We start from the raw sequence: 26,087 nt of genomic DNA, 5'->3' as shown, positions 1-26,087 counted from the left end.
CAAGGCCAGGCGAAGGGCGGTGCAGAGGCAGCAGCAGCGCGGCAGCAGGCCGCAGAGGTTCGACGCCGGAGTGCGGTCGGGATTAGCGAGCACTGATGCTGCGGGCGGCCATCCAGATGGTGAGGTCGCGGGCGATGTCGTTGACGCTGTTTGTTGTGGTGACCTCGTGCTCGTTGCCGGTGGTGTCGCGGCGGACGATCTCGTAGCCGCCTTCGTTCAGGACGCCGAGCCGGAGTGGGCGGACAAGCTCACCGCAGAGGACCGGCGCGCTCGGACCGCCCTGTTCTGGTCGAACATCAACCCGTACGGCACGTTCCGTCTGGACATGGACACCGTCCGCGTGGTCTCCGACCAGGCGGAGGCGGAGCGGATCGGCTTCACCGGCTCGCCGACGATCTGGATCGGGGGCCGGGATCCGTTCGCCGAGGCGGGCAGGGCGCCGGGGCTGGCGTGCCGGGTCTACCGCACGCCGGACGGCCTGGCCGGCGCCCCTGAGCTCGACGAGCTGCGGCAGGCGTTGAGGGTCGGCGCCTCGCGGGGTTGAGCGGCCACGTCTGCGCGGGCCGGGGCCGGTCGGTGCGCCAGGACAAGGCCACCAGGAGCAAGCCGCCGCAGACGATGAAGACGTCGGCGAGGTTGAAGGTGGGCCACCAGCCGGAGTGCAGGCAGTCGGTGACCACCGCGCTGCCCAGGATCGCCGCGAGCGCAGTGCCCCACAGACGGCGGGCGGTCGGAGCGGTCCGCCACAGCGCGACGGCGACCGCCGTGGTGATCAGGGCGGTGACGGCCAGGACCATCCAGCCCGGGGCGTTCGCGCCGGCGGAGAAGGCCACGCCGAGGTTGTGGGCGAGTTGCAGGTCCAGCGGACCGCCTTCGATCGGGCCGTCGGCCAGGGTGTGTTCGGCCCACATCTTGATGCCGAGGTCGGCGGACGCGACCCAGCGGCACCCACACCCTTGCGCCGGATTCCACCTTGCTGCTCTACACCGACGGTCTGATCGAACGCCCCGGCGAAGTCCTCGACCGCGGTCTCGCCCGGCCGCGTCAGCACGCCGCAGCCCTGACCCGCGAACCGCTGGCTGTCTTCTGTGACGAGCTCCTCGCCGGGCTGGCCCATGGCGGTGACGACGACATCGCCCTCCTCGCAGTCCGTCTCCCGCCCCACGACCTGACCCCCTCTGCCGAGGAGCGGCCCTGACGCCGGGTTGCGCGCTGACGAGCGGGCGACGGCGCTCACCTCGCGGGCACCGAGGCTCAGGGCGGACAGCGGCGCGGCCATCGAGTCCGCCCTGAGCCTGCACGTCGCCGACTATGCGGCGGGGGCGAGTTCGGCGCGGCCGAACAGCAGGGCGTACCCGGAGGGGAGCCGGCCCAGGATGCGGGTGATGAGGTCGGGGCCGGCGCAGGCGGCGACGGCGGAGAAGACGGAACCGGTGTCCCAGCGGGTGGTGCCCAGGGATGCGCCGGTGCGGGCGGTGAGGTCCTTGACGAAGGCCCAGCCGGTCAGCGGCTGGGTGTCGGGGATCTGTGCGGTCAGGACACGTGCGGCTTCCAGGGGCAGGCGAGCGGCAAGGTCGACGCGTTCGTCGCCGGTCAGCTGGCGTCCCAGTCCCGCCAGGACCAGGCGGACGGCTTCGTCGGCCTTCTCGCGGGTGGGGTAGGCGCCCTCGTAGCGGACCTTCTCCAGCATCTGCTCATACGCGGTCCCGTACGGCCGCTGGTGCTCAAGCGGTACGCGCGCGTGGGAGATCACTGCAGTGCATGCCTTTCGTGGAGTTGGGATGGGTGGGGTGGTGCCGAGGGGGCGGCACCACCCGTCATGGTCAGGTGGGTTGGGGGCGGCCGAAGAGCAGGTCGTAGCCGACGGGGAGCTGGAGCAGGATCTGCCCCAGCAGGTCGTCGCCGGCGGCGTCGGCGACGGTGGACAGCACAGCGCTGACGTCCCAGGCCGCGGTCTGCTCGGTGGCGCCCTCGATCCAGGCCGCGGTCGCCCGCACGAACCGCTCCGGAGGCAGCGGTTCGGCGCTCTGCAGCGGGTTGAGCAGGATCAGGGCGAACTGCTCCGGCAGGCGCGCCGCGAGCTGGGCGCGAACCTCGCCGACCAGGTGCGCGCCGAGCAGGGCGAGCACCACACGGGCCGCGCGCTCTGCTTCCTCCGCAGTACCGTATTCGCCGCGTTCCTTCACGTGGCCGAGGAACACTTCGCGTCGCAGAGTCATCTCGCCACCACCCCTTCTTCTGCGGACTGCCCACGAGGTGCGGAGGGCGGGCTGGAGGGGGAGATCAGGTTCCCGTCCTCCGCACCGGTGCGGCCGGTGTCAGCCGGAGATCTCCGTGCGGCCGGATCCGACGCCGATGGAGATCTTGCGGGGCTTGGCGCGCTCGGCGATCGGGATGCGCAGGGTGAGCACGCCCGCGTCGTAGTCGGCCTGGATGTGCTCGGTGTCGAGGGTGTCGGCGAGCACGATCTGGCGGGAGAAGACGCCCAGCGGCCGCTCGGACAGCTCCATCTGCACGTCGTCGGCCTTCGCCACCGGCCGGCGCTCGGCCTTGACGGTGAGCATGTTCCGCTCGACGTCGATGTCGATCGCGTCCGCGGTGACACCGGGGAGGTCGAAGGCCACCACGTACTCGTCGCCCTCGCGGTAGGCGTCCATCGGCATCGCCGACGGCTTCGACCAGGTGCCCGGGGCCATCAGCTGCTGCGTCAGCCGGTCCAGCTCACGGAAGGGGTCAGTGCGCATCAACATTGTGAAACACCTCCAGCAGGTTCGAGCAGTTGCTGCCAATGCGCTGCACTGACACCGTTGTAACATGTCATCCAATGGATGACAAACACGATGTCGTCTACATGGTGACAACCCGAGGGAGGTGTCCGTGACCGCACCCGACCAGCCGGTCTCCACCGACGCCGACGCCCACAGCCCGGCGTCGTTCCTCGCCGCCGCGGCGGCCCTGAAAGCCATAGACGACGCCCTGCGCGACGCCCAGCACGAGACCCCCGACACCCTCGGCGCCGGGCCGGCCCCGGAGCAGGCCCTCGCCTCGCTGATGCTGCTGCGGCAGGTACGTGAGCGGCTCGCCGGATGGGAGACCGGCCTGATCGAAACGGCCCGGGACGCGGGCGCGAGCTGGGCCGACCTCGCCTCTCCCCTGGGTGTCGCCAGCCGCCAGGCCGCCGAGCGCCGCTACCTGCGCGGCCGCCCCGGCCCGGCCGGAACCACCGGCGAACAGCGCGTGACGGCCACCCGTCAGGCCCGGGCCGCCGACCGCAACACCGCCACCTGGGCCCGCCGCAATGCGGCCGACCTGCGCCGCCTCGCCGGACAGATCACCGCCCTCGACCATCTCGCGCCCGAAGCACGCTCAGCCCAGGCCGCCTTGCATACCGCCCTCGGCGCCGCCGACGCGGCCGCGCTCATCGCCCCCCTGACCGACATGCGCCCCTACCTCGATGCCCGCCACACCGGCCTCGCCGAATCCCTGGACGCCCTGGAGGACCGGCGCACGACGACAGCGGCTGACGATACCTAACTCCAATCACGCAGAGTGACATCATGCGGGTGCGATGCAGCCCGCCCACAACCACGCCGACGGCGGGCAACGATCCGTCTCGGCCCGAGCCCAAGTCCGTTCATGACGTTCCCACAGAAAGAGACCCACATGGGCAGCAGCGTCGAGACGCTGGAATTCCAGGCCGAGACCCGCCAGTTGCTCCGACTGGTGATTCACTCGATCTACTCGAACAAGGACATCTTCCTGCGCGAGCTGATCTCGAACGCCTCCGACGCCTTGGACAAGCTGCGGCTGGAAGCGCTGACCGACTCCAGCCAGGCCGAGATAAACACCCCCGACCTGCACATCTGGTTGGAGATCGACAAGGGCGCCCGCACCTTGACCGTCCGTGACAACGGGATCGGCATGACCCGGGACGATCTCGTTGAGCTGATCGGCACGATCGCCAAATCCGGTACCGCCGGGCTGCTGGAGAAGATCAAGGAGTCCAAGGAGTCCAAGGACGCCGCCACCATCGAGAGCCTGATCGGGCAGTTCGGCGTCGGCTTCTACTCGGCGTTCATGGTCGCCGACAAGGTCACCCTGCGCACCCGGCGGGCCGGCACCGACTCCGGCACCCAGTGGGAATCCGACGGCGAGGGCACCTACGACCTCCAGAGCGTCGACAGCCTGCCCGTGGGCACCTCGGTCACCCTGCACCTCAAGCCCGCCGACAGCGAGGACGGGCTCGCCGACTACCTCTCCGAACCGAAGATCCGCCAGATCGTCAAGCAGTACTCGGACTTCATCCGCTGGCCGATCCGGATGGCCACCGAGCGCACCGACGCCGAGGGCGAGACCACCCGCGACATTGACACGCTCAACTCGATGAAGGCGCTGTGGGCCCGGCCGCGCGCCGAGGTGACCGAGGACGAGTACCACGAGTTCTACCAGCAGATCAGCCACGACTGGCTGGCCCCGGCCGAGACGATCCATATGCGCGCCGAGGGCACATTCGAGTACGAGGCGCTGCTGTTCATCCCCTCGCAGGCACCCTTCGACCTGTTCTCCCGCGAGACCAAGCGCGGCGTGCAGCTGTACGTCAAGCGGGTGTTCATCATGGACGACTGCGAAGCGCTCATGCCCGACTATCTGCGCTTCGTCAAGGGTGTCGTGGACGCCCACGACCTGTCGTTGAACGTCTCCCGCGAGATCCTCCAGCACGACCGGCAGATCCGCGGCGTACGTCGGCGTCTGGTCAAGAAGGTCCTCGGCGCTATCAAGGACATGCAGTCCAAGGACGCCGAGCGCTACGCGAAGGTGTGGGCGCAGTTCGGCCGGGCGCTGAAGGAAGGCCTGGTCGAGGACACGGACAACACCGAGGCCCTGCTGGAGCTGGTGTCGGCCGCCTCCACGCACGACCCGGAGAAGACAACCACGCTGCGCGAGTACGTCGAGCGCATGAAGGATGGCCAGGACACCATCTACTACCTGACCGGCGAGACCCGCGCCATGGTGGAGAACTCCCCGCACATGGAAGCCTTCGCCGCCAAGGGGTACGAGGTCCTCATCCTCACCGACCCCGTCGACGAGGTGTGGGTGGACCGGATCCCGTCCTTCGACGGCCACCGTCTGCAGTCCATCGCCAAGGGCCAGGTCGACCTCGACGAGTCCGCCGACGGCGAGACGGAAACCGACGCAGAGAAGGCCCGGCGCGAGCAGGACTTCGCCGCCCTGCTGCCCTGGCTGACCACCACCCTGTCCGAGCAGGTCAAGCAGGTTCGCCTGTCGTCACGCCTGACGACCTCGGCGGCATGCATTGTCGGCGACGCCCGCGACGTGTCGCCGACCCTGGAGAAGATGTACCGGGCGATGGGCCAGCAGATTCCCCCGGTCAAGCGGATCCTGGAACTCAACCCCGCACACCCCCTGATCACCGCCCTGCGCACAGCACACGACGCAGGCGCCGACGACCCCGCACTGGCGGAGATCGCCGAGCTCGTGTACGGCAGCGCGCTGCTCGCCGAAGGCGGCGACCTGCCCGACCCGGCCCGCTTCACCCGGCTGCTCACCGACCGCCTGACCCGCACTCTGTAACCATGGGTGCGGCCCGGCACGGCCGAAGCGCCCGGCCGCACCCACCTCGACCTCGCCACCTCACACTCCCCATGAACCCGCCTGGCCCGGCACCCGTACGGGTGCCGGGCCAGGCGGGTGTGTCCGGACTGCCCACCCACCACACGGGGTGATGCTCTGTGCTGGAATCGTCGATCACCTCACGCTCTGCCAGGTCACCTGACACTGTCGCGCGCGCATCACGCCGACGATCAAGGAGCGGACGGTGCCCACCAACTTTCTGAGCGAGGAACAGCGCAGGCGCTTCGGCCACTTCACCGAAGACCCGGACGAGGGACAGCTCGCCGGGTCCTTCCTGCTGAACAGGACACGTAAGAGCTGGCGGAGGGCGCGGCACAGGGCCAAGCGGCGGGCGAGGCCGGGTGCGGCATAGACGGAGACGACGAAGACGGCCACGGCGGCGAACGTGGCGATCGGGCCGACCCAGCAGGACATCAGCAGCACGCTGCCGGTCAGGAGCAGCACGGCGAGCGTGAGTGCGAGGGCCTGGTCGTGACCTCCAGGGGCAGCTCAGGCGCCGGCGCAACCGCGTCGAACCCCTCGCCCGCCAGCCCAAGCGCCTACTCGCCAACCGAGGCGCTCAGTCACACCGGCCGAATCAGTCGGCGACCGCGCGTCACATCCGCTCCGGATTACGACATAACCCAGGCAACAGCCGGACTTGCAAGGCCAGGCGAGGGGCGGTGCAGAGGCACAGCACCCGCCCTCCGGGAGTGCAGACAGCGGGACTTGCGGAGCTTGCAGTCGCCGCCCTCATCGTGCTGGCGCCCCGTCCCGGCCATGCACCCCAAACCCACGGGTGGGCCCTATCGGGGCTATACGCCTGCCGCGCCAGTGCCATCCGGGCCTGCGCGGCTAGGCCGTGTTTTGAAAGTGGTGCACGATGGGTCGACCGCGCACTGATAGAGAGAAGCCTCGTGGTTGACCCCGTACTCAAGGACGCTCTGCGCCATCTCCGCTCTGTGAAATCGCAGCAGCCATCCGGTGCAGACTCCGTCGAGTTCGCTGACTGGCGGGAGAGGATCGCTGCGGCCTTGGACGCATTGGCCTGTGTGCTGGTCTTCGAGGAGGACCGGGTCAGGGCGAGAGCAGAGGCAGCAGCAGCGCGGCAGCAGGCCGCAGAGGTTCGACGCCGGGGTGCAGTCGGGATTAGCGAGCACTGATGCTGCGGGCGGCCATCCAGATGGTGAGGTCGCCGGCGATGTCGTTGACGCTGTTTGTTGTGGTGACCTCGTGCTCGTTGCCGGTGGTGTCGCAGCGGACGATCTCGTAGCCGCCTTCGTTCAGGACGCCGAGCCGGAGTGGGCGGACAAGCTCACCGCAGAGGACCGGCGCGCTCGGACCGCCCTGTTCTGGTCGAACATCAACCCGTACGGCACGTTCCGTCTGGACATGGACAAGCGTCTGGAGCTGCCGCTGTCCGCCGTGGTTCAGGTCCACTGGCGAGGTCACCGGCCCGTCCGCGCACAGGAGCGCGTCCGTGAGCTCGAAGAGGGCATCACTGCGCGAGGTCAGGCAGGCATGGAAGATGTCCCGGAAGTGTGACGCCCAGGCGAAAGCGTCCCGCCGGGCGTCCTGGTGCAACACACTCATGTCCACGGCCTTCGTGCTGGTCCCGCATGTTCTTGATCCGGAACACAGGATCAGGCGAAGGCCGCTCTGGCATGCGGCGATTACCCGGCCGAGCGAGCGCGTGCGAACCCCGTTCGACAGCAGCTGGTTAAAGATCAAGCTCAGAGGGCCGCAGGGGCGCCGAGCATCGCGGAAGCCTGCTGGAGCGGGCTGAGAGCGCGCGTAGGCGCGGGGGTCCGGGGAAGGCCGTGGCAGGTGAAGCCGAGCTGGGTCATGGCCCGGAGGACTTCGCCGACGCTGAAATCGCGGGGGTCTTGGTGTGTGATGACCTGGCCGACCTGCTTGACGGGGTAGGTGCGGCGGCCGATGGTCACGGACTCGCAGATGACCGGCTCGGGCTTGACGCCCGTCATGGATTTGAGGACGCCGCTCTTGGTGAGTTCGAACGGGAAGCGGGCGATGACACAGCGCATGATGCCTCACAGAGAGAAGGAGGAAATGGTTCTGCCTCGGTGCGGCGGTTCAGCGGGCAATGGCGAGGACGCCAAGTGCGCTGCCTTGTTCGTCGACGACAGGCAGGGCATCGAGCCGGCGGTAGGGCATGACGTGCTCGGCTTCGGCCATCGTGGTCATGGGCGAGGTGAATGGCCCACGGTCGCCGAGGATGTCGCGCAATTGGACCCGGTCCGTGTAGGCGCAGCTGTCACGAACGGCGGTGAGCTGGGCCTGGGTAACCAGGTGGGTGCACAGGCCGTCGTTGTCGCAGACGAGCAGGTGTCCGGCGCGGGCACTGGCCATGACGGACAGGGCCACCTCGACGGTCATGTCGTCCCAGACCTGCGGTTCGGCGGTGTCCATGGCGTCGGCCACCGTCTTGTGCACGGGGGTGGCGCTCGCCGAGTGGGGATGCATCTGGACCAGCGTCATAACGTGTCTCCTGCAGATGTGGGTCAGCTTCCTGATCACGGTGCTCAGGCCGCCGCGTCAAAGGCGGGCTGCCGCACGCTCACGCGCCGGGCAGCCGAGGCGGGACTGCGTCTGCCGCGGGAGGCCGCGCTGCGCTGACGCCGCTCAGCCGTCGGCGCGGTGATGGTGACGGGGACGCCGGAGGGGGTCTGGGCGCCGGTGATCCGGTGGAGGGCTTCCTCGCCGGAGCGGACCTGGGTGGTCTGGGGGACGATGCCGGCGGCGGCCATGAGGCGGGTCATTTCGTGCCGCTGGTTGGGGGTGACCAGGGTGACGACGCTGCCGGACTCGCCCGCGCGGGCAGTACGCCCGCTGCGGTGGAGGTAGTCCTTGGGGTCGGTCGGCGGATCCGCGTTGACGACGAGATCGAGGTTGTCGATGTGGATGCCGCGGGCCGCGACGTTCGTGGCGACCAGGACGGTGACGTGCCCGGTCTTGAACTGGGCGAGGGTGCGGGTGCGCTGCGGCTGTGACTTCCCCCCGTGCAGGGCGGCGGCTCGGACTCCGCTGTTGAGGAGGTCCCGGGTAAGGCGATCCACGGCGAGTCTGGTGTCCAGGAACATGATCACCCGACCTTCGCGCGCCGCGATCTCCGTCGTCGTCCGATGCTTGTCGGCGTCGTGCACGTGCAGGACGTGGTGTTCCATCGTGGTGACCGTGCCCTGGGAGGGGTCGACGGAGTGGACCACGGGGTCGGTGAGGTAGCCGCGGACCAGGCGGTCGACATTACGGTCCAAGGTCGCGGAGAACAGCATTCGCTGGCCCTCGGGGCGGACCTGGTCCAGGAGCGCGGCGACCTGCGGCATGAAGCCCATGTCGGCCATCTGGTCGGCCTCGTCGAGGACGGTGATCGCGACCTGGTTCAGCTGGCAGTCGCCGCGGTCGATGAGGTCCTTGAGGCGTCCGGGGGTGGCCACGACGACTTCGGCGCCACCACGCAGCGCACCCGCCTGCCTGCCGATCGACATCCCCCCGACGACAGTGGCCAGACGCAGCTTCACCGAGCGGGCGTAGGGGGTGAGGGCGTCGGTGACCTGCTGTGCGAGTTCCCTGGTGGGGACCAGAATCAGGGCCAGCGGCTGACGGGCCTCGGCGCGCTGCCCAGCGGTCCGGGCCAGCAGCGCCAGACCGAAGGCCAGCGTCTTGCCGGAGCCGGTGCGGCCGCGGCCCAGGACGTCCCGGCCCGCCAGAGAGTTCGGCAGCGTCGCGGCCTGGATCGGGAACGGCACCGACAGTCCCTGCGCGGTGAGCGCGGCGAGGAGCTCCCTGGGCATGGCGAGGCTCGCGAACGCCTCGACGGCGGGCAGTGCGGGAGTGATCGTCTTCGGCAGGGCGAACTCGCCCTGCACCGCGCCGGGCCGGCGGCCGTAGCCGCCCGCGCGGCTCGGGGCGGACGAACCGAAGTGGCTGCCTCGAACCGGACCGGCGGCGGAGCCGAAAGCGGGGCCGCCGGTGCGGCGGCGGGTGCGGGAGGAGCGGTCGTTCGTACGTGTGGGGTTCATTCAGAACCTTCCTTGATACGGCACGTACCAAGGGAATTCCGCAGCGGAAGAACAGCGCGGGAAACCACAAGAACGGGCCGAATAGAATACCAAAGCGAATCTGACCTGCGGAAAATCCGGCGTCGGGCGCAGGCAATGAAATCGGTGACGTCACGCGGTCGGGAAAACGAGAACGCCGACAGGGCAGCTCCGAAGGGGCACGCATCGGCAGGCGGGGCTTGTGCCACATGTGAAAGCAGTGCAGGAAATGCCCGCAGTTGGTGTCCGCCCCCCGTAAGATGCAGGAACCAACTGCAAAATACGCGTCCCTGTCAGGCGGGAACGATGTTCTCGGCCGTCGGGCCCTTCTGACCCTGCACGATGTCAAAGGTGACCCTCTGGCCTTCGAGCAGCTCACGGAAGCCCTGGGCGGCGATGTTCGAGAAGTGGGCGAACACGTCAGCGCCGCCACCGTCCTGCTCGATGAAGCCGAAACCCTTTGCCGCGTTGAACCACTTCACGGTGCCAGACGCCATGTCATATCTCCTTTGGGGCAGTACACCAGAATCCGCACTGCACGGACACCGTGTCGCCGCGATGATGCCCTGCCCGGAAATGACCGAAAATGAAAACTCTTCCGTCAACTGGGAATACCGACGAAGGCGCTTGAAGTTTTTGGGAGCCGCGACTGCAACTGAGGTCGACAGTAGCATGCCGTATCGGCCTGCGTACGCTGAATAACCTCACCCTGTTCATTGCGGAAAAACTCTCCCCACGCCGGGCGTCAAATCCTCACCTCGCGGTCTTAGATACTGGCCTAGCGGGACCGCAGAGTTACAGCGGCTAACACAATGAGGTGGCTCGGTCGTGATGGCCGTGTCGAGGGCGGTAGTTGAGCGTTCGTCCGGTGTGGGGACGTCGCCGTGGATCGTGTCGGATGAGCTGTGGAACCGCCTGGAGCCGCTGCTTCCGCAGCGCGAGCGACGCTTTCGTCACCCGGGCCGCAAACCGCTGCCAGACCGGCAGGTGTTGTGCGGGATCCTGTACGTGCTGCATACCGGGATCCAGTGGGAGTACCTGCCGCAAGGTCTCGGCTTCGGCTCGGGCATGACGTGCTGGCGGCGCTTACGGGACTGGAACCAGGCCGGCGTCTGGCAGCAACTGCACGAGGCCCTGCTGGCCGACCTGAACGCGGCCTCGCGGCTGGACTGGTCCCGTTGCGTGGTCGACTCCTCCCACGTCAGGGCGCTAAAAGGGGGAGCCAGACGGGTCCCTCGCCGGTCGACCGGGGCCGAGCCGGCTCCAAGCATCACCTGATCACTGACGGGCGCGGCACCCCGCTCGCAGTCCTGCTGACCGGCGGCAACCGCAACGACGTCACCCAACTGTTGCCCTTGCTCGACGCGATCCCGCCAGTCCGCGGCAGGGTAGGCCATCCCCGCCGCAAGCCGGACTCACTGTTCGCCGACCGCGGCTACGACCACGACATCTACCGTGACCAGGTCCGCGCCCGCGGCATCGTGCCCGCGATCGCCCGCCGCGGCACCCGGCACGGCACAGGGCTGGGCACCTACCGCTGGGTCGTGGAGAGGAGTTTCGCCTGGTTGCACGGCTTCCGACGCCTGCGGATCCGGCGGGAACGACGAGCCGACATCCACGAAGCATTCCTGAAACTCGCCTGCTGCCTCATCACCCACCGACAACTCAGGGCAGTGCGCTGATGTTGGGATGCAAGGCCGCTGGTCGCCTCATGGATGTCCCGGCCTCATGCCATGATCCGGCCTCATGAGTGACCATTCGCTTTCACCCGCCTGGCTGGCCTCGTGGACAGACAGAGTTACCGGGGCCCTCACGGCAATGACAGGAGAGTTCGAGCATCGGCACGGCTTTCCCCCTGGCGCCAACGAGGTCCGGCCTGCCGACAGCGACGATCAAGCCGCTGCTCGCGCGCTTGCCCAAGCGAGCCTCATCCCGGCCGACCTGGTCACCTTCTACGACAGCATCGGCGACGTCACCTGGGCGGACGTCGGCAACGGCTACTTCCTCGACTCAGCAAGTGACGTCCTTCTGCGACTCCAGGAGTACGGCGCTGTCGACGTCGGTGCGGACCAGAAGGTCCACGGTCTGGTCATCGGTTCGAACGGCGGCGGCCTGTCCTACGTCGTGGGCCCTGATGGGTCGGTTCATCGGACGAGGACGGCGTCGCTGGACGAACCGGAGCTCGACAAGGTAGCCGATGACCTGCGGCAGTTTCTGGAACTGCTGGAGCGATCCCTGACGCGGTTCATCGCCGACGGCGAGCCGGGATCTCTGTAGATCAGCCCGCGAGGCTCATTCTGTTAGCCGCTGTTAGGGCTTGCCGGTAATCAACACGTCGTTTTGATCTTGGTCTTATCGGGCTCGAGGAATCTGGCGATGTCTTCCGGCGTGCGGAAACGGGCTGTTGAGGCGGGGAGACAGACACCGTTGGCTTGCAGCAGCGGGCGGACATCTTTCACGGCACGGCTGATGGTCATGGCGGTGGTGTTGAACAGCTGGCCGAGAAGCTCCTGACGAGAGTGTTTCCGCAGGTAGAGGACGGTGACGAGGATCTGGTCGGCGGGTGTGAGTGTGGGTTTGCGGCCAGTGCCCGGGGCGACGCGGCGTGGTCCGCCGCGGGCTGCGTGGCGGATCTGTTCACGGCGCTCTTCCAGCCTGGGGATCAAGGAGTGGGTCAGGTCGCTGAGGTGTTTGCGGGACATGCCGGTCAGCTCTGGGTGCTGCAGGTCGTGGAGCATGAGGGGGCGGGAGCCCTCGGCTGACCATCCGCGTTGCCGGGGAAGGGCTGGGCCCGGTTGGTGATCTGCGGGGTGAACGGTGTAGTTCCAGTCTCCGTGGAAACGGTGGCGTGTGATCGGCAAGGCGGCGATGGCTTGGTCGCTGACCCGGATGCCGGTGGGGTACTCACCGCTGTCGAGTTCGGCATGCACTGTCAGACCGGTGCGGCTGGTCGTCGCGGAGATGGCCCGGAGCATGACTTCATGGCTGGTCAGGGGCCTGCCGCGCCAGTTCATGGTGATGTGGGAGAACAGCCGGTGTTCGATCTTGTTCCACTTCGACGTGCCCGGTGGCAGGTGACACACGGTGATCTCCAGGCCGGTCTCGGCGGCAAGGTCGGCCAGGTGGGTCTTCCAGCCGCGGGTGCGGTAGCCATTGGAGCCCCCGCCGTCGGCGGTGATCAGAAGTCGGCGGGCGAAGGGGTAGTCGTGCCGGCCTCGGACCCGCCACCAGCGCTTGATCGAGGCGACGGCGAACGCCGCCGTGTCATGATCGGTGCCGATGGTGACCCAGCCGGTGTTCGCCTCCATGTCGTAGATCCCGTAAGGGATCGCTTTCTCGGCCTGTCCCGGGAAGTCGTGCGTGTTGACCCTGACGGGCTGCCCGGCGGGCCGCCATTCGCGACCGGCGTTCTTGTACTCGCCGATCAGCTCCTTCTTCTTGGTGTCCACGCTGATCACCGGGTCCCCGGCGTCCCGGTGGTCGCGTGCCTGCTCGTTGAGGTAGCGGAACTGGGCGTCCCTGTCCGGGTGTTGGGTGCCTTCGATGGTCTTGGCGTTGGCCTGCAGGCTGAAGCCTTCCTCCCGGAGCAGGCCGGCGACCGTGTCGGCGGAGACGCGATGGCCCTGCCGGGTCAGCTCCGCCGCCAGCTTCCGGGTCGACTTCGTCGTCCAGCGCAGCGGCGACATCGGATCGCCCCGCTCGTCGGGCTCGACCAACGCAAGCAACGCAGGCCGCAGTCCCGCATCCAGCTCACTCGCCTTCTTCCGGCCCCCGCCCGCTCGGCGGACCCGTCCCAACGGCGCCTGGCCGGACTCCAGTTCCGCCACCCCGCGCGAGACCGTGCCCTCCCGAACCCCGGCCGCAGCGGCGACGAGCCGGATCCCGCCATGTCCCAGCGACCGTGCTTCCGCTCCTATGGCCAGCCGCCGCTGACGCTCGTCCAGATGCGGCAACAACGCCTGGAACTTCGCGGCCAGGACAGCCTCGATCCCCTCCGGTCTCCCCATACCAGAACAACGATCCCCGCAGCTTGAAGCCACGACTTGTTTCCCGGCAAGCCCTTAAGGAAGAGGGTTGTCGTTCACCACTCGAAGCTGCCACTCAGCCTGCCCCCCCCAACCTCGGGTGGCTGAGCACGCGAGGAGGGGTTGGGGCCGGGCCTGCGCCGAAGCAGTCCTGTGACTGTCAGGACGATGTCTGTGGAGTGCGCGGTGAAGGCGGCGATGGTGAGGGCGTGGAAGACCTCGTGAAAGCCGAACCAGGCCGGTGAAGGATCAGGGCGCTTGAGTCCGTACACGACCGCGCCCGCGTGTAGAGCAGACCACCGGCAATAACGAGTACGGCCACTGCGGTGCCGCCGGTGCGCGCGAAGTCGGGCACGTAGAAGACGGCCACCCAGCCCAGGACGATGTAGCACGGGGTGTATAGCCACCGGGGAGCCCCGGTCCACCGCATGCGGAAGGCGATGCCGGCCAAGGCGCCTGCCCACACCCCGGCCAGCAGCACCAACCGCTGGCCCGCGGGCAGCAGCAGTACCGCCAACGGAGTGCGTGCCGGCGATGATCAGGAAGATGTTCGCGTGGTCCAGCCGCCGCAAGACCACCTCCCCGTACGGACCCCACCTTCCGCGGTGGTAGACCGCACTGGTACCGAACAGCAGGCAGGCCGACAGCTCGTACACCGAGCAGACCGCCGCTGCCGCAGCCGAGCGCGAAGCAGCGATCAGGACGATGTCGCCGACCAGTGAGAGGGGGAACACGCCGACGTGCAGCCAGCCGCGCATCCTCGCTTCAGCGCAGCCGCCGTGCGCTGCGCCCGGCGGTCAGCCGGACGGATGTGCCAACAGGCGCATCAACCGCGGGAGGCCGCAGGGCGTCGGGCGTGGTGCCGGAGCGGGGCTGGGACTTCCGCCCGTGTGCCGGCGGCTGAGCATCTTCGGCGATCATGCGTCCATATTCTGAATATCTGCGGAAGAATACGGCCCGGCGCGTCACCCCGGACTGCGGGTCAGATGTCGGCCGCGTTCCGGGATGCCGCGCGGCGGTACTCGGCGTTGATGCGCTGGGCTTCCTCGAGCTGGTCTTCGAGGATGACGATGCGGCAGGCGGCCTCGATGGGGGTGCCCTGGTCGACGATTTCCCGGGCGCGGGCGGCGATGCGCAGCTGGTAGCGGGAGTAGCGGCGGTGGCCGCCCTCGGAGCGCAGGGGGGTGATCAGGCGGTGTTCGCCCAGGGCGCGGAGGAAGCCGGGGGTGGTGCCGAGCAACTCGGCGGCCCGGCCCATGGTGTAGGCGGGGTAGTCGTCGTCATCGAGACGGCCGAACGAATCGTCTGCTGTCATTGCACCTCTCTGTGGAACACGCTGAGGGGGCCCTGGTGCCATATGGCACCAGGGCCCCGAAGGAACTGTTACACCATCTGCCGACCCTGGTACTGCGCCGGCTTTCTGTTTCCGCCGACCCGACCTGGGAGCTGTCGGGTGTACGGGGATCGCGGTTGCTTGACCGGAGACCACCTCACTATCGATGTCCTGCGGTACCCGGGCTCAAGACTTCCGCCCGGGCGATCCTGATGGCGCTCGGCTCCTCCGTTCCTCCCTCTTGATGAACTACTTACCAACGGGGACTGCGTACTGCTGGTACTCCTGGTGATGCGAACTGCTGGTGACCTGAGTAAGCGCCACTCTTCGGCAGCCAGCCCCGTCGCCCGTCCTGCGTCTGCTCTGGCTTGGAACCCCACTGCCGAACTTCCCGGTGCGCGCGTCCGCAGCCGACGCCTTCACCGAGGTACCGCTCACTGACTTCACTGCTGGTACTGCGAACTGCACTACTGAACTGCCACTGCGTTACTGCTCATGGCGGCCCCTGATCACGGCGGGCCACCCGGTCCGGCCGTCAGTCCCGTCGCCGTCCTGCGACATACCTGGCTTCGGAACTCCACCACCGCACCGTCCTGCGCACTGCAACTGCGTGTACTGCGGTACTGCTGCCCGGCAGTTCATCTCTGCCAGGCCCCGTTGATCTGCCTACGAGAGAAACCATAACCACACCACCGCCCAATGTCTACTCTGGCCGACATAGATTTCCGCTCGTTCGACGATGAGGTAATCAACCTCGAACAGCGACAGGGGACAGGCGCAAAGCGGTGATCTGCGAGTCAACCGCCGCAGGCCGGGGGACAAGCACCACGCAGACAGGACCAGGCAGGGACGATCCAGAGACCAGGGTGACCTGATGGACACAATGAGCGTCGACGTCGCAACCGCCCGACCGCTCCGGTGATGCCAAGGTCGCGCATGAGCCGTTCGACGGTGCAGCGAGCCACCAGAACGTTCTGCCGGTTCAGGTGCCGCCAGATCTTCCGGGCGCCGTAGACACGGTAGTTGGCCTCGTACGCCTGAGTGATCAAGGTCTTCAGTTCGGCGTCGCGGACGGTGCGGGCCGAGGGTGCGGCCCGGCGTTTGTGGTGGGCGTAGTAGGTGGACGGTGCGATCTTGCAGTCGTGGTCGGTCAGGACCCGGCAGATCGGCTCGACGCCGCCGAAGCGGTCCTTGTGCTCGTCGATGAACGCTACGAGCGTGTGTGTGGCCGGTCGAGCTCGGCCGCGAAGAAAGACGCCGCTGCCTTCAGGAGCTCGTTGGCCCGCTTGAGCTCGGCGTTCTCCTTCTTCAGCGCCTTCATTGCCGCGGACTCCTCCGTGGTCGTCCCCGGACGCTGCCCGGAGTCGATCTCGTCCCGCCTGACCCAGTTGCGCAGCGTCTCGGCAGAGCCGATGCCGAGCTTCTGCGCGACCGCCCGCAACGCGGCCGACTCGTTCGGGTAGTCACCACGGACTTCGGTGACCATACGGACCGCTCGTTTACGCAGCTCAGCGGGGTAGGAGGAGGGAGGTGCCATGACTCGGTCCTTTCATGGAATCGAGTCTCCACCGAACCCGGAACGGTTCACCCCAGGTTCACATGCGTACCTGGGCACCACACCGGGAGCACGCGAGGCTCCGCCGGGATGGTCCCGGCGGAGCCTCGCGAAAAGGGGTGTGGCCGTGAAGGGCGGTCGCCTGCGCGGCGAAAGGCTCCATGAGGCTTCAGCCGAACGATCGTCCTCATGGGCGAGAGGCGAGGCCCGGGGACACTGTCCCCTCCACCGCCACACCCCCATCAACCACACACCCTCGCCGGATGTTCCCGCACCCCCACGGACATCAGGTCAGCCCGCGGGTGCCGCGCACCGCGCCCGCTGCCCCCGCAGCCACTGCAGGGGCAACTGTGCAGCCAGGCAGCCCCGCAGCACGCGGTGCGGAGCGGCAGTCCCCTCAGACCGTGTAGTCCCGGGCGTGCCGCCGTGCAGAGGGGCCGGTGCGACTGCGCTCCCCGGTCACCGGTTACTGGCGGGGTGCGGGTCAGTGACGGTGGCCACGGCGGCCGTAGCCCCAGGACTCGTCGTCGACGAAGCGGCCGCGGTCGTTGCGCAGCGTCGCGGTGTCGCGGTCGTTGTTCCACACGTACGCGCGACGGTCCTGGTACAGGTCACTGCGGGTGTCGCGGCCCTCACCGGTGTGGACACGGACCGTGGCGCGGCCGGCCAGGCGGTAGCCGTCGAAGGTGTAGGCGTGGCCGGACTCGTCCTTAAGCGTCCAGCCGTCCAGGCTGACCGCGTGACGCGTGGTGTTGGTGAGTTCCACCCACTCCTGGTTCAGCGAACGGTTGGAGCGGTCATCACGTCCCGGGGAGTCGTACTGGACAGCCGAGATCTCCACCCTCGACCGGCTGTCGGGGCGCCCGTGATCGGCCGCGGACGCCGGCAGCGCCACCGCCCCCACCACGGCGCCCGCCGCGAGCGCGGCAGCAGCCAGACGACGAGCAGAGACAGAAACGAAAGCGGACATGAGTCCCCCTGATGGTGCAGGCACCCCTCCCCCGACGCGTCCCCGTTCAGGGGCCGCCGCGGGAGCTGGTGCGGTGTGCGGGATTCGCGGCCCGTTCGGCCACACCCACACCCTGCCCACCACACCTGGGAGTTGAGAGGGATACGCGCCTTGTGTTACGTGTTGCCCATATTTCCGTGACTCTTAGATGCACTACTCACGTATGTTGCCCCTACCCGCAGCTGATGCCTCACCAGGCCAAGAACCCGCGCGAGCGCTGAACAACGCAGCTCGATCACCACTCCACTCCACGCCGACACCGACCAGGCCGTCACCCGAAAGTGAGTAACAGCCCTGACGTCCGCCCCGCAGACACATCGGCAGGAGCTCCCCCGCAGGTCCTGGGCGGACAAGGACCCGACGGACCGCTGCAAGTCCACCCACCGCCGCCCTCCCCGCCCCGACACCGAACCGCCGGGACCCGGAGCGGGCCGGCGCTCGCCGGACCGCAACAACCGATGTGCGTCGCCTGTCCCCTCGCCATCACTCCCCCTGCCACCCACCACAGACAATCCCTTCCCCCCAGCAGATGGTGCAGATGGAGAGAGGAGAGGGGTTGTCGCGATACGTGGTCGGGCCCGGTCAAGGGGCCTGAGCTGCGCAAACCCTGCGCAGGTCACTACACGGGCCGGTAGGGAGATCGGTAGGGGGATGGCAGGGCAATCGGTAGCGAGTCGGTGGCCTTCCCGGCCCGGGTGCGGGCAAGCCACCGGCCTCTGCGCACAGCCAAACCGCGCAGGGTGACAGCGGCCGCACCCGGTAGCCCCACCTTCGTGTCCCGGGACACGCTCAAGCCAGTTCGATTGAGCTCCGAATGCCTTGTCTGCACGTGCAGACAGCGGCAGGCCAGCACACAGCCCGCGTACGGAGGTGGGCCGGAATCTCCGCCCTGTCATCAGATCCCTCTGGAGATCAGAAGTCTTCTGGGCCGCCCTCGGTGCGAGCAGCGGCACGCTGGCCTTTGGCCATACCGCCCATCCCTGCATCCGCACCGCCAACGGGGACCGGGCCGAATCTACTGGCGTCCGGCATAGGCACTCCCCAAGCCCTGGGCTACGGCCGCAGTCAGCTCGACATACGCCTGCCGGGTCTTGCTCCTCATGCGTTGCAGATCGACTTCCGCGCCATGAGCCAGGTGCTCATCGAAGGGAATCTCCACCACGGTGCGGCACGCCGACTGAAAGTGCCGGGTGATGGCCGCCACGTTGATGCCTTCTACGCTGCCATGGGACGCGTTGACTGCTACGACAGCGTTCGCGACGAGTGCCCCGTGGCCGTCCTGCTGCAGGATGTCCACCGTCAGACTGGCTGTCGCAGCACCGTCCACGTTGGGCGCCGCAACGATAACAAGCTGGTCAGCCTGGGAGAGCACTTTCTTCATCACTTCATGCCGCAGCGCTGTGCCCGTGTCGGTCAGGACAAATGAATAGTGCGAGGCGAAGGCTCGGAGCACCTCGGTGTACTGCGTCGACGTCAATTGCTCCGCGATGCTCGGATCCATGTCGTTGGCGATCACTTCCAGACCCTGCGGGTTCTGTGAGGTGAAGCGCCTGACGTCCATGTAGCTGTGCAGGTGCGGCAGCGCTCGGACGAAGTCGTAGATCGTCGCGCCCGTCTCCCGGCGCAGGCGCCGTCCAAGGGATCCCGCATCCGGGTTCACGTCCATGGCCAGGATCTTGTCCTGGCGACAGGCAGCAAGAACGGAGCCCAGAGCAGTGACCGTGGTGGTCTTGCCGACGCCGCCCTTTCCGCTGACGACCACGATGCTGCACGAGCGCTGCACAGGCAATCGAATGGCATCCAGCAAGCGGCGCTGGCGGGATCGGATGTCGTCCAGCAGTCCCTCGCGCCCCTTCCCCTTGCTCGTGCGGCGGGAGCCCCAGATCGGACGCTTGACTTGGACGAGGGCGTCTGAAGAGAGCTCGACGGCTGCTGTGTAACCCAGTGGTGCCCCAGTACTGCGCCTTGCCGGAGCCTGCAAAGTCTGCGGCTCGTCCATCGGTGGCGTGAGATTGGGGGCCGGCAGATCACCATGCAGCGACGGCTGGCTCGACGTATTCGGCTGCTCTGCAGGATCTGGGAGCCGATGGTGTTCCACCGGCTCCGGGTCAGGTTCCGCGGCGGGTTGTACCTCGGCGCTCTGGGTCTGTGTGGTTTCGGGCTTCGGGTTCGGCGGGGCGAGGAGGTAGTCCGTGTTGTCCACCACTTGTCCGCGGACAATGTTTTCGGCCTCGAGGTCGGGCTGCGGGATTCCCATGTGGTCCCGGGCTTCTCGTAGCTCCGCAGCATGGATGCCCAGTGCATCGTGCGCCTGTTCCAGGGCCGCGCCGAAGGCCTCTATCGGTAGATCTGCCGTTGGGGCTGCCAGCGGGTCCGTTTCCTGCCAGGCCGTTGTCGCGGTGTTCAAGCCTTCCAGTGCTCGACGATGCCGGTCGGCCAGCTGCTCCGCGGCAGCACGGATCTCTTCAGCTTGCTCACGCTCAGCGCGTGCGCTGTCGAGGGCAGCGACAGCCAGACCGAGCAGCCGTTCCGATTCCCGTAGCTGGTCCTCGGCCCAGGCGTAGGCACGGACTTCGGCCTGCACGGCTGCCACTTCTGCCGCGTCCTCGAGTTCCTGACAGCGGTCCTGCAGCGCAGCGACCATGCGCAACAGCCCGTGCACCAGTGTCGTGGTTCCGAGCAGGGCCTGGGTCACGTCCGCCGGAGTGGTGTATCGACGGCCACTCGGTGATCTCGTTGTGAGGCTATGCGCTGAGTTCGGTGGGCAGGGCGGTGTCGTCGGTTTCTGACTCGATCGGGTGGAGGCGGGCCTTGGCGAGCAGGTCGAGTCCCATGTAGCGGCGGGCCTCGGTCCACTCGTCGTTCTGCTCGCCAGGACCGCGCCGACCAGCCGGATCAGGGCGGTGCGGTCGGGGAAGATGCCCACCACGTCGGTGCGGCGGCGGATCTCCTTGTTCAGCCGTTCCTGCGGGTTGTTCGACCAGATCTGTCGCCAGCTCTCCCGCGGGAACGCGGTGAACGCCAACACGTCACCCTGAGCCGCATCAAGGTGAGCTGCGGCTTTGGGGAACTTGGCTTCCAGGGCGTCGAGGACGTGCCTCATCTGGGCTTTGACAGCGTCGGTGTCGGGTTGTTCGAAGACGGTCCGCAGCAGCGTGGCCACCCAAGGCTGAGCCGACTTGGGCACCTGGGACAGCAACGCGCGGGCGTAGTGCGTGCGGCATCGCTGCCAGCTCGCGCCGGGCAGGGCGGCGCCGATCGCATTGACCAGGCCCATGTGCGCATCGGAGATGACCAGTTGGACGCCGGACAGGCCGCGGGCGATGAGTGAGCGCAGGAAGGCGAGCCAGCCGGCGCCGTCCTCGGCGGTGGCGACGTCGATGCCGAGGATCTCGCGGTGCCCGTCGGCGTTGACGCCGACCGCGATCAGCGCGTGGACGTTGATGATGCGGCCGCCCTCGCGGACCTTCTGCGTGAGCGCGTCCATCCAGACGAACGCATACGGTCCGGCGTCCAGCGGCCGGTTGCGGAACGCGGCCACCTGTTCGTCCAGGTGCTTGGCCATGGCGCTGACCTGGGACTTCGACAGCTGGGTGACGCCGAGGGACTCGGCGAGCTTCTCGACTCGGCGCGTGGACACGCCGAGCAGGTAGGCGGTGGCGACCACCGAGATCAGGGCCTGCTCGGCCCGGCGGCGGCGTTCGAGGAGCCAGTGCGGGAAGTAGCTGCCCCGACGCAGCTTGGGAACGGCGAGTTCGACGGTCCCTGCGCGGGTGTCCCACTCGCGTGGGCGGTAGCCGTTGCGGTGGTTGACGCGTTCGTCGCTGACCTGCCCGTACTCGGCGTTGCAGAGGGCGTCGGCCTCCGCGGACATGAGTGCGTCGGCGAACGTCTTGACCATCGCGCGCAGCAGATCGGGACTCGCCGAGGCGAGGTTGTCCTCGGCGAGGGCGTGCAGGGGCAGACTGTCTGGTGCGGTCATCGTGCTGATCTCCTTCGAGCCTAGACATCTCGAAGATCAGCCGGTGGCCGTTCTCATATCCGGACCCTCACTCCGACGCCGGGACAAACACCCGGATCAGGTGGGAACCGGTACACCACTTCCAAGGACGCAACCCAGGGCCTGCTGGGCCTTGTCATGAGCTTTGCGTACTTCCTGCAGCTGTAGAGCAAGGACGTGTGAGTCCTTGAGCGCCGGTGCGTGGGCGGCAGAGGCTGTGCCGAGTGAGGCTTGGGCTGCGTCCAGAAGTTCCCGCCCCTGATGCAAGGTCCGGTGCTGATGCTGGGGCGGCACCAATGCCGCCACCAGATTCTTCAGCGTCGGATAGGGGATCAGCACACGCCCTTTGAGGTAGAGGCCCCAGCGCGTACGTCCGCCGCCCACTCTTTCCGCCAGCTGCCGCTGCGTCAGCTGCTGGGTCAGCTGACGCAGCCACAGTGCCAGCCGCTCCGCCTCAGCAGTCGGTGCATCCAGCGGTCCAGGCCGCTGTCCCGCACGCGCCATGCATCCCCCGAATTGTCCGCTCCGTGTGCGCAATGTCCACACAGTTTCCTGCATCGACGCTGCTCGTTGCAGGCGGACAACGAGATTGCCGGGCACGGTGGCGACACCGTTTCGGCGGCACTCGGCAAGCAGACAGAGGCTTCTCTGTGACGCTTCCGGGCCGACAACCCGACCGGTACACCGTGGAGGCGATGAAAGGCAGGTGCGTTATGGATCTCCGGCTGTTCTGCGCATCCACCTCTGCGCCGTCCCGGTCGACAGGCACACCGGCAGACTCAGCAGATGGAGCGTCCTATGCCTTCCCAGCGTCGCGTAACCCCGGCCGATCGGCGTCAGCCGTCAGGTCAGTTGCGCAAGGATCGGAAGTCCGCGTATTCGCGCGGCGACAGTAGCGTCGACGGGCTGCGGCATGGTTGGCGTCGTGTACAGGTGCCCGTTCCCCCTGTCTCCGTGATCCCGACAGTGACGGCCGTGGGCAGCGGCAGCGGGCTCACAGCGGCCATCGCCACCGGCCACGTGCAACCCGGCGTGGTGTGGCCTGCTGTCACTCTCGCGATCGCTGGCATGGCCTACGACGTCGCCTGCCGGGCCATGCACCGGATGCGCCGTATGTGAAGAATGCCCGCAGCGGCGTGCAGGGGGCAGGGAAGGCTCATCCGGCAAGGCCGACGGGCGCATGAGGACGCCGGTGATGCCGGTCGGCGAGACCGAGCGGGTAGACCGTCTCAGCCGGGTCGCGGGTTCCGCGAGGCTCAGATTGCTGGAGTAGAGCCGCCCGCCCTCCCCCGGGCGGACGGCTCACGCCGTGTGTGTGCAGAGATCAGGGCCGGCGGCGGAGACGTAGGCGTCCTGGGCCGCTAGACGACACCGGCCGGGGCCAGCGGCGGGATTCGAACCCGCGTTACCCGCTTGACAGGTTTGTCTGTGCTGGTCAGGGCCTGATCCGGACAGGTCCGCTGGCGTTCATCCTCGTACGCGTGCTGTGTCGGCCGGGGCCGAACGAATGGCTCCGACCGGTCGCGTACGACGATGAACGAGACGGAAACTGAGACGGCTTGCTGCCTCCGATTGTCTGCGCAAGGTGGCTCCACTCGCGGTGCAACCATCCATGCAGCCAACCCAGGGGACTCCTCAGGCTCGTGCGGTACGGCCAGGGCCCGTGCCGCGGCGGGAGATCGGTTCCTCTACTGGACGTCAAGGTGTGGCGTCGCGAGTATGGCTGCTGACGACCGCAGGAGGTGCGATGGTTGAGCAGATCTGGCGGAAGAGCTCGCGATCTACTACTGGCGCAAACTGCCTTGAAATAACCTGCGCCCTCGGTGGCATACGGATCCGCGACTCGAAGATGGTGGCGGGCCCTCAACTGTTCGTCACGATGATTAGCTGGCGCCGCTTCATGTCTTATGTTGTGGTCCAGCCAGTTTAGTGTCCGAATTCTCTATGTCGTCCTGCTTTCTCCTTCGCCACTGGAGATGACGTCTGTCGATTATTGCCGAGCAGGGGGGGAAATGCCGTATCGCAACGCATGGAAGCAGCGAATTCTCTGGGTAATCGCCGGATTGAGCATCGTAGCGCTCGTAGTTTGTTCCCCTTTCATCTTGCGCGCAGCAGCACCCGCCGGGATGGACTGGAATAGGTTGAGCGAAGTAAGCCAGGCCTACGGAGCGGTAGCCGTACTCTTCTCCGCGGCAGCTTTTCTTGGCGCCGTAGTGTCAATTTGGTACCAGGCAAAACAGACTCGCCTTATGCATGAAGAGATTCGTTCGTCCATGCACAAGGAACTTATACTCCGAGCTCTGGACGATGAGACGCTCATGCATTGTTGGGACCCGCCGCTTGAGCCCTGTACGTTTACCGAGACCAGGCAGTACACGTTTTGCAACTTGATCTATCGACTCTGGTTTACGGACTACCTGGTCGGTCGCACCACTATTGAAGCCACTCGAATCACGTTAGAAGTGCATTTTAAGGGTGAGATTGCACGTCGTCATTGGCGAATCTATGGACCGAGTTGGAGTAACTGGGCAAGGGCTAACGGCAATAGACGAGAGCAGGAGTTCGTCTCAGTCACTCAGACGGTATTCGAAGGGGCCGTTGCTGGGGGGCCGCCAATTGAAGCGGGAGCGTACTTTGTGCCGCCTCGAGCTGAGTGAATGAAGGCGAAAGTGTGGTGTTAACTTGAAGTCCGTACCTTACCCGGGCCTCGCTGGCTTCAACTGCTCGCTTTGCAGGCGAAGTATCCGCAGCCTGCGCACCTGCACGTCGAGGACGGTAGCGGACCGGGCTGGTGTCAGACATCCGGGTTTCCCCGGTGCCGAGGGCCCCGGGGTGGCGTTCTTGGACATGGGCGACCGGGGGCGGTGTCGCCAAGGCCGAACGCGCCTGCGTGCCTGGGTGGCTGGCCAGCCTGGGCGAGCGTCGGACCGCGGCGGTGTCGGCCGCCGCATCACTCGATCCGATCGGAATCGGCCGAGGAAGAATCTCGACGGCAGGTCACCCAGCAGGCGGGCGACGCGCAAAGTCTCGTGGTGTTATGCGGCGCCGGTGAGTGAAGGCAGCAGGCCGTCCCCGGGCCGCAGGTCCTGTTCGGCCGTGAGGCCGGCGAGGAACGTGCCGACCTCGGCCAGGACGGCGGCGCGCTGTGCTGGTCCGTAGGCGATGACTTCGCCGGTCGCCATGTCGAAGGTGCGCACGGGGGTGTGTGGTCCGGTGCAGATCAGGGTGCGCGCGATCGCGGGCAGGCCGAGGCTGAGGGCATCGCAGTCGCCGTGGCGGACAAGCTGCAGCAGGTCGGTGGTGACGCTCTCCCAGTCACCGACTCCTCGCCAGTCGTCGGCGCTGCCGCCCAGCTCGTGGGTGAGCGTGGCCAACGGAACGATCTCTCCCGGCAGGCGTCCCTGGGTAAGGCGGTGGTGGATGCGGGCGCCGTCGGGCTGCCGTACCCGCGGGTGGAGCAGCGAGGCGGCAGCCACCAGCGTGGTGTTGATCTCCTGGGTGCCGGGACCGGGGTAGTACGGCTCGTGCGCGAAGAGGAGATGGACGTCCTCGGTGCGGGCCGTGCCGGCGGGCTGGGTCTGGGTCATGGGGGTGGTGTCCTTTCAGCGGTGATGTTCTCGGGCGTGCCTTGATGCGCTGGCCGGGCTTCCTGCGTGCGGCCGGGCGGCGGGTTGCGGCCTCACGGGTGCTCGTGCGCGCGGGGCTGCTCCGTGTCGCCTGGGGCGTCCTTGGTGTAGGTGTGCTTCAGCGTCTGGGCGGCCTGGTCGGCGAGTTGGGGCATCAGCCGCCCGCAGACGGGGAGCGGGGCCGAGGCCGAGCGGGTGTCCTCGGTTTGGAGCCCTCCGGCTGCGTTCGCCTGCAGGTGCCGGCCGGTCTCGGCCGCGCGGCGCGGCTCAGGGCGGTTGCTGCCTGCGGCAGATCGCCGGAGGCAGGTGTGCGGGGCAGCGCGGCGCTGCGGGTCTCGGCGGGCTCTGTCGCCTGCGGCGCTGAGGGTGTGATCGCGGTTGCGGGTGCGGGCGCCCCGTCGGTGAGGCAGGTGCCTGGGGAGCAGCGGGGCCAGCAGGGCCAGGGGCCAGGCGATGCCGGCAGGTATGCCATAGCCGGCCGCGTGCAGGACGGCGGCGCAGCCGATGAGGGCCAGCACAGCTGCGGTGTAGCGAAGCGGGCCGGGGATCGGCGCCGCCGGGGCGGGGCGCCAGGTGAGCCGGCGCCCGGCGAGGCGGCCGGTGAGTGTCGCGGCCGGCGGCAGGGCGCCGGTGGTGTGGGGACGTTCAAGCGGGCGGCTGTCGGCGGGCACGGTCTCGGCGGGCCGGTCCCGCCGGGTGCGTTCGTCCGCGAGTGAGGGTTCGCAGGCGGCCGTGCACGTGTGGTCGCGGAAGGGGCCGGTGCGCAGGGCGTGGGAGTGTTCCGCTTCCCGCCGGCCCGGGCCAAGGCCGCAGGGACGTGGCAGGGGTGCGGCTGCGGGGGGCGGTGGGG

Annotated in this window: 26 protein-coding genes, 1 tRNA gene and 4 pseudogenes; 9 read left to right on the top strand and 22 right to left on the bottom strand. The window is 67.8% G+C overall.

The genetic code is table 11. The features are described from left to right. Positions 1-166: 166 nt before the first annotated feature. The gene (locus FNH09_RS47705) at positions 167-544 is read left to right on the top strand and encodes a hypothetical protein (RefSeq protein ID WP_338017626.1); all 378 of its coding nucleotides are present in this window, start codon (positions 167-169) and stop codon (positions 542-544) included. A 100-nt stretch (positions 545-644) separates the two neighbouring features. On the opposite strand, the pseudogene FNH09_RS47700 reads toward FNH09_RS47705, so the two are convergent. Continuing rightward, positions 645-911: pseudogene (locus FNH09_RS47700) on the bottom strand (signal peptidase II); the annotation flags it as partial. A gap of 62 nt (positions 912-973) precedes the next feature. Here FNH09_RS47700 and FNH09_RS20560 point away from each other — a divergent pair. Continuing rightward, complete coding sequence (locus FNH09_RS20560) at positions 974-1,198, top strand: SpoIIE family protein phosphatase (RefSeq protein ID WP_152890084.1); 225 nt, start codon at positions 974-976, stop codon at positions 1,196-1,198. Between the two features lie 111 nt (positions 1,199-1,309). Here the strand turns inward: FNH09_RS20560 and FNH09_RS20555 are convergent, their stop codons facing one another. The 3 genes from FNH09_RS20555 to FNH09_RS20545 all read right to left on the bottom strand — a co-directional run bounded on the left by FNH09_RS20555 (position 1,310) and on the right by FNH09_RS20545 (position 2,750). Continuing rightward, positions 1,310-1,753, bottom strand: coding sequence for a DUF2267 domain-containing protein (locus tag FNH09_RS20555; protein WP_162468853.1), 444 nt, complete (start codon positions 1,751-1,753; stop codon positions 1,310-1,312). 70 nt (positions 1,754-1,823) lie between these two features. Continuing rightward, positions 1,824-2,219, bottom strand: a complete 396-nt coding sequence (locus FNH09_RS20550) for a DUF2267 domain-containing protein (protein WP_152890082.1) — start codon at positions 2,217-2,219, stop codon at positions 1,824-1,826. A 99-nt stretch (positions 2,220-2,318) separates the two neighbouring features. Beyond that, positions 2,319-2,750, bottom strand: coding sequence for an Hsp20/alpha crystallin family protein (locus FNH09_RS20545; RefSeq protein WP_152890080.1), 432 nt, complete (start codon positions 2,748-2,750; stop codon positions 2,319-2,321). A gap of 127 nt (positions 2,751-2,877) precedes the next feature. Between FNH09_RS20545 and FNH09_RS20540 the strand changes: the two genes are divergently transcribed. Both FNH09_RS20540 and htpG read left to right on the top strand, forming a co-directional pair. After that, positions 2,878-3,534 (top strand): type III effector protein, encoded by a 657-nt coding sequence (locus tag FNH09_RS20540; protein WP_162468852.1) that lies wholly within the window; start codon positions 2,878-2,880, stop codon positions 3,532-3,534. Between the two features lie 129 nt (positions 3,535-3,663). Next, positions 3,664-5,592, top strand: coding sequence for a molecular chaperone HtpG (htpG, locus tag FNH09_RS20535; protein WP_152890078.1), 1,929 nt, complete (start codon positions 3,664-3,666; stop codon positions 5,590-5,592). A 174-nt stretch (positions 5,593-5,766) separates the two neighbouring features. Here the strand turns inward: htpG and FNH09_RS20530 are convergent, their stop codons facing one another. From FNH09_RS20530 to FNH09_RS20500, 6 genes are all read right to left on the bottom strand, one after another. After that, complete coding sequence (locus tag FNH09_RS20530; RefSeq protein ID WP_152890076.1) at positions 5,767-6,096, bottom strand: hypothetical protein; 330 nt, start codon at positions 6,094-6,096, stop codon at positions 5,767-5,769. 684 nt (positions 6,097-6,780) lie between these two features. Further along, positions 6,781-7,224: a hypothetical protein gene (locus tag FNH09_RS47695; protein ID WP_202919718.1), complete on the bottom strand. Its 444-nt coding sequence runs from the start codon at positions 7,222-7,224 to the stop codon at positions 6,781-6,783. Between the two features lie 140 nt (positions 7,225-7,364). After that, the gene (locus FNH09_RS20515; protein WP_152890073.1) at positions 7,365-7,676 is read right to left on the bottom strand and encodes an SCO5918 family protein; all 312 of its coding nucleotides are present in this window, start codon (positions 7,674-7,676) and stop codon (positions 7,365-7,367) included. 49 nt (positions 7,677-7,725) lie between these two features. Next, entirely contained in the window at positions 7,726-8,130 is a 405-nt protein-coding gene (locus tag FNH09_RS20510) for a CBS domain-containing protein (RefSeq protein ID WP_152890071.1), read from the bottom strand. 44 nt (positions 8,131-8,174) lie between these two features. After that, positions 8,175-9,671, bottom strand: coding sequence for a DEAD/DEAH box helicase (locus tag FNH09_RS20505; RefSeq protein ID WP_152890069.1), 1,497 nt, complete (start codon positions 9,669-9,671; stop codon positions 8,175-8,177). Between the two features lie 311 nt (positions 9,672-9,982). Beyond that, complete coding sequence (locus FNH09_RS20500; RefSeq protein ID WP_152890067.1) at positions 9,983-10,186, bottom strand: cold-shock protein; 204 nt, start codon at positions 10,184-10,186, stop codon at positions 9,983-9,985. A gap of 334 nt (positions 10,187-10,520) precedes the next feature. Between FNH09_RS20500 and FNH09_RS20495 the strand changes: the two genes are divergently transcribed. Together FNH09_RS20495 and FNH09_RS20490 are read left to right on the top strand one after the other, a co-directional pair. Next, positions 10,521-11,371, top strand: a protein-coding gene (locus FNH09_RS20495) for an IS5 family transposase (protein ID WP_420802766.1) whose coding sequence is annotated in 2 segments (ribosomal slippage) — positions 10,521-10,883 and positions 10,886-11,371 — 849 coding nt in all. Because the reading frame shifts where the segments join, the coding sequence is not laid out codon by codon here. Between the two features lie 136 nt (positions 11,372-11,507). Beyond that, entirely contained in the window at positions 11,508-11,966 is a 459-nt protein-coding gene (locus FNH09_RS20490) for an SMI1/KNR4 family protein (RefSeq protein WP_152890105.1), read from the top strand. Between the two features lie 50 nt (positions 11,967-12,016). On the opposite strand, the gene FNH09_RS20485 is transcribed toward FNH09_RS20490, so the two are convergent. The 9 genes and pseudogenes from FNH09_RS20485 to FNH09_RS20445 form a co-directional block, all read right to left on the bottom strand. Then, positions 12,017-13,696, bottom strand: a complete 1,680-nt coding sequence (locus FNH09_RS20485; protein WP_238426872.1) for an ISAzo13 family transposase — start codon at positions 13,694-13,696, stop codon at positions 12,017-12,019. 179 nt (positions 13,697-13,875) lie between these two features. Further along, positions 13,876-14,472: pseudogene (gene trhA / locus FNH09_RS20480) on the bottom strand (PAQR family membrane homeostasis protein TrhA); the annotation flags it as partial. A 224-nt stretch (positions 14,473-14,696) separates the two neighbouring features. Further along, positions 14,697-15,029, bottom strand: a complete 333-nt coding sequence (locus FNH09_RS20475; protein ID WP_152890065.1) for a MerR family transcriptional regulator — start codon at positions 15,027-15,029, stop codon at positions 14,697-14,699. An 815-nt stretch (positions 15,030-15,844) separates the two neighbouring features. Next, on the bottom strand, positions 15,845-16,105 hold the full coding sequence (locus tag FNH09_RS50205) for an IS3 family transposase (protein ID WP_420802765.1): 261 nt from the start codon (positions 16,103-16,105) through the stop codon (positions 15,845-15,847). A gap of 152 nt (positions 16,106-16,257) precedes the next feature. After that, positions 16,258-16,584: a transposase gene (locus tag FNH09_RS20465; protein WP_152890063.1), complete on the bottom strand. Its 327-nt coding sequence runs from the start codon at positions 16,582-16,584 to the stop codon at positions 16,258-16,260. A 502-nt stretch (positions 16,585-17,086) separates the two neighbouring features. Then, entirely contained in the window at positions 17,087-17,572 is a 486-nt protein-coding gene (locus FNH09_RS20460) for a lamin tail domain-containing protein (RefSeq protein WP_152890062.1), read from the bottom strand. Between the two features lie 1,054 nt (positions 17,573-18,626). After that, positions 18,627-19,610 carry a MinD/ParA family ATP-binding protein gene (locus FNH09_RS48685; protein ID WP_238426877.1) on the bottom strand — a complete coding sequence of 328 codons (984 nt, stop codon included), beginning with the start codon at positions 19,608-19,610 and terminating at the stop codon, positions 18,627-18,629. A gap of 745 nt (positions 19,611-20,355) precedes the next feature. Next, a pseudogene (locus tag FNH09_RS20450) lies at positions 20,356-21,593 on the bottom strand (IS256 family transposase). Between the two features lie 96 nt (positions 21,594-21,689). Continuing rightward, a complete protein-coding gene (locus FNH09_RS20445) occupies positions 21,690-22,211 on the bottom strand; it encodes a hypothetical protein (RefSeq protein ID WP_152890058.1) in 522 nt (173 codons plus the stop codon). Between the two features lie 354 nt (positions 22,212-22,565). Between FNH09_RS20445 and FNH09_RS46740 the strand changes: the two genes are divergently transcribed. After that, positions 22,566-22,730: a hypothetical protein gene (locus tag FNH09_RS46740; RefSeq protein ID WP_156110828.1), complete on the top strand. Its 165-nt coding sequence runs from the start codon at positions 22,566-22,568 to the stop codon at positions 22,728-22,730. A 260-nt stretch (positions 22,731-22,990) separates the two neighbouring features. On the opposite strand, the gene FNH09_RS20440 is transcribed toward FNH09_RS46740, so the two are convergent. Beyond that, positions 22,991-23,076 (bottom strand) — tRNA-OTHER (locus FNH09_RS20440). A 147-nt stretch (positions 23,077-23,223) separates the two neighbouring features. Between FNH09_RS20440 and FNH09_RS50200 the strand changes: the two genes are divergently transcribed. Both FNH09_RS50200 and FNH09_RS50195 read left to right on the top strand, forming a co-directional pair. Beyond that, positions 23,224-23,541, top strand: coding sequence for a DUF397 domain-containing protein (locus tag FNH09_RS50200; RefSeq protein WP_420802764.1), 318 nt, complete (start codon positions 23,224-23,226; stop codon positions 23,539-23,541). Then, positions 23,519-24,268, top strand: a complete 750-nt coding sequence (locus FNH09_RS50195; RefSeq protein ID WP_420802763.1) for a DUF6082 family protein — start codon at positions 23,519-23,521, stop codon at positions 24,266-24,268. Before FNH09_RS50200 ends, FNH09_RS50195 begins: the two co-directional genes overlap by 23 nt. A gap of 378 nt (positions 24,269-24,646) precedes the next feature. Here FNH09_RS50195 and FNH09_RS20430 read toward each other — a convergent pair whose 3' ends face one another. Together FNH09_RS20430 and FNH09_RS20425 are read right to left on the bottom strand one after the other, a co-directional pair. After that, positions 24,647-25,198, bottom strand: coding sequence for a hypothetical protein (locus FNH09_RS20430; RefSeq protein ID WP_152890054.1), 552 nt, complete (start codon positions 25,196-25,198; stop codon positions 24,647-24,649). Positions 25,199-25,290: 92 nt separating this feature from the next. Continuing rightward, positions 25,291-26,087: pseudogene (locus FNH09_RS20425) on the bottom strand (hypothetical protein); the annotation flags it as partial.

The sequence above is a fragment of the Streptomyces adustus genome (genome assembly GCF_009377175.1).
Taxonomy (GTDB): Bacteria; Actinomycetota; Actinomycetes; order Streptomycetales; family Streptomycetaceae; genus Streptomyces; species Streptomyces adustus.
Note: the sequence above shows the minus strand (reverse complement) of the source record. Positions and strands in the feature narration are given on the sequence as shown.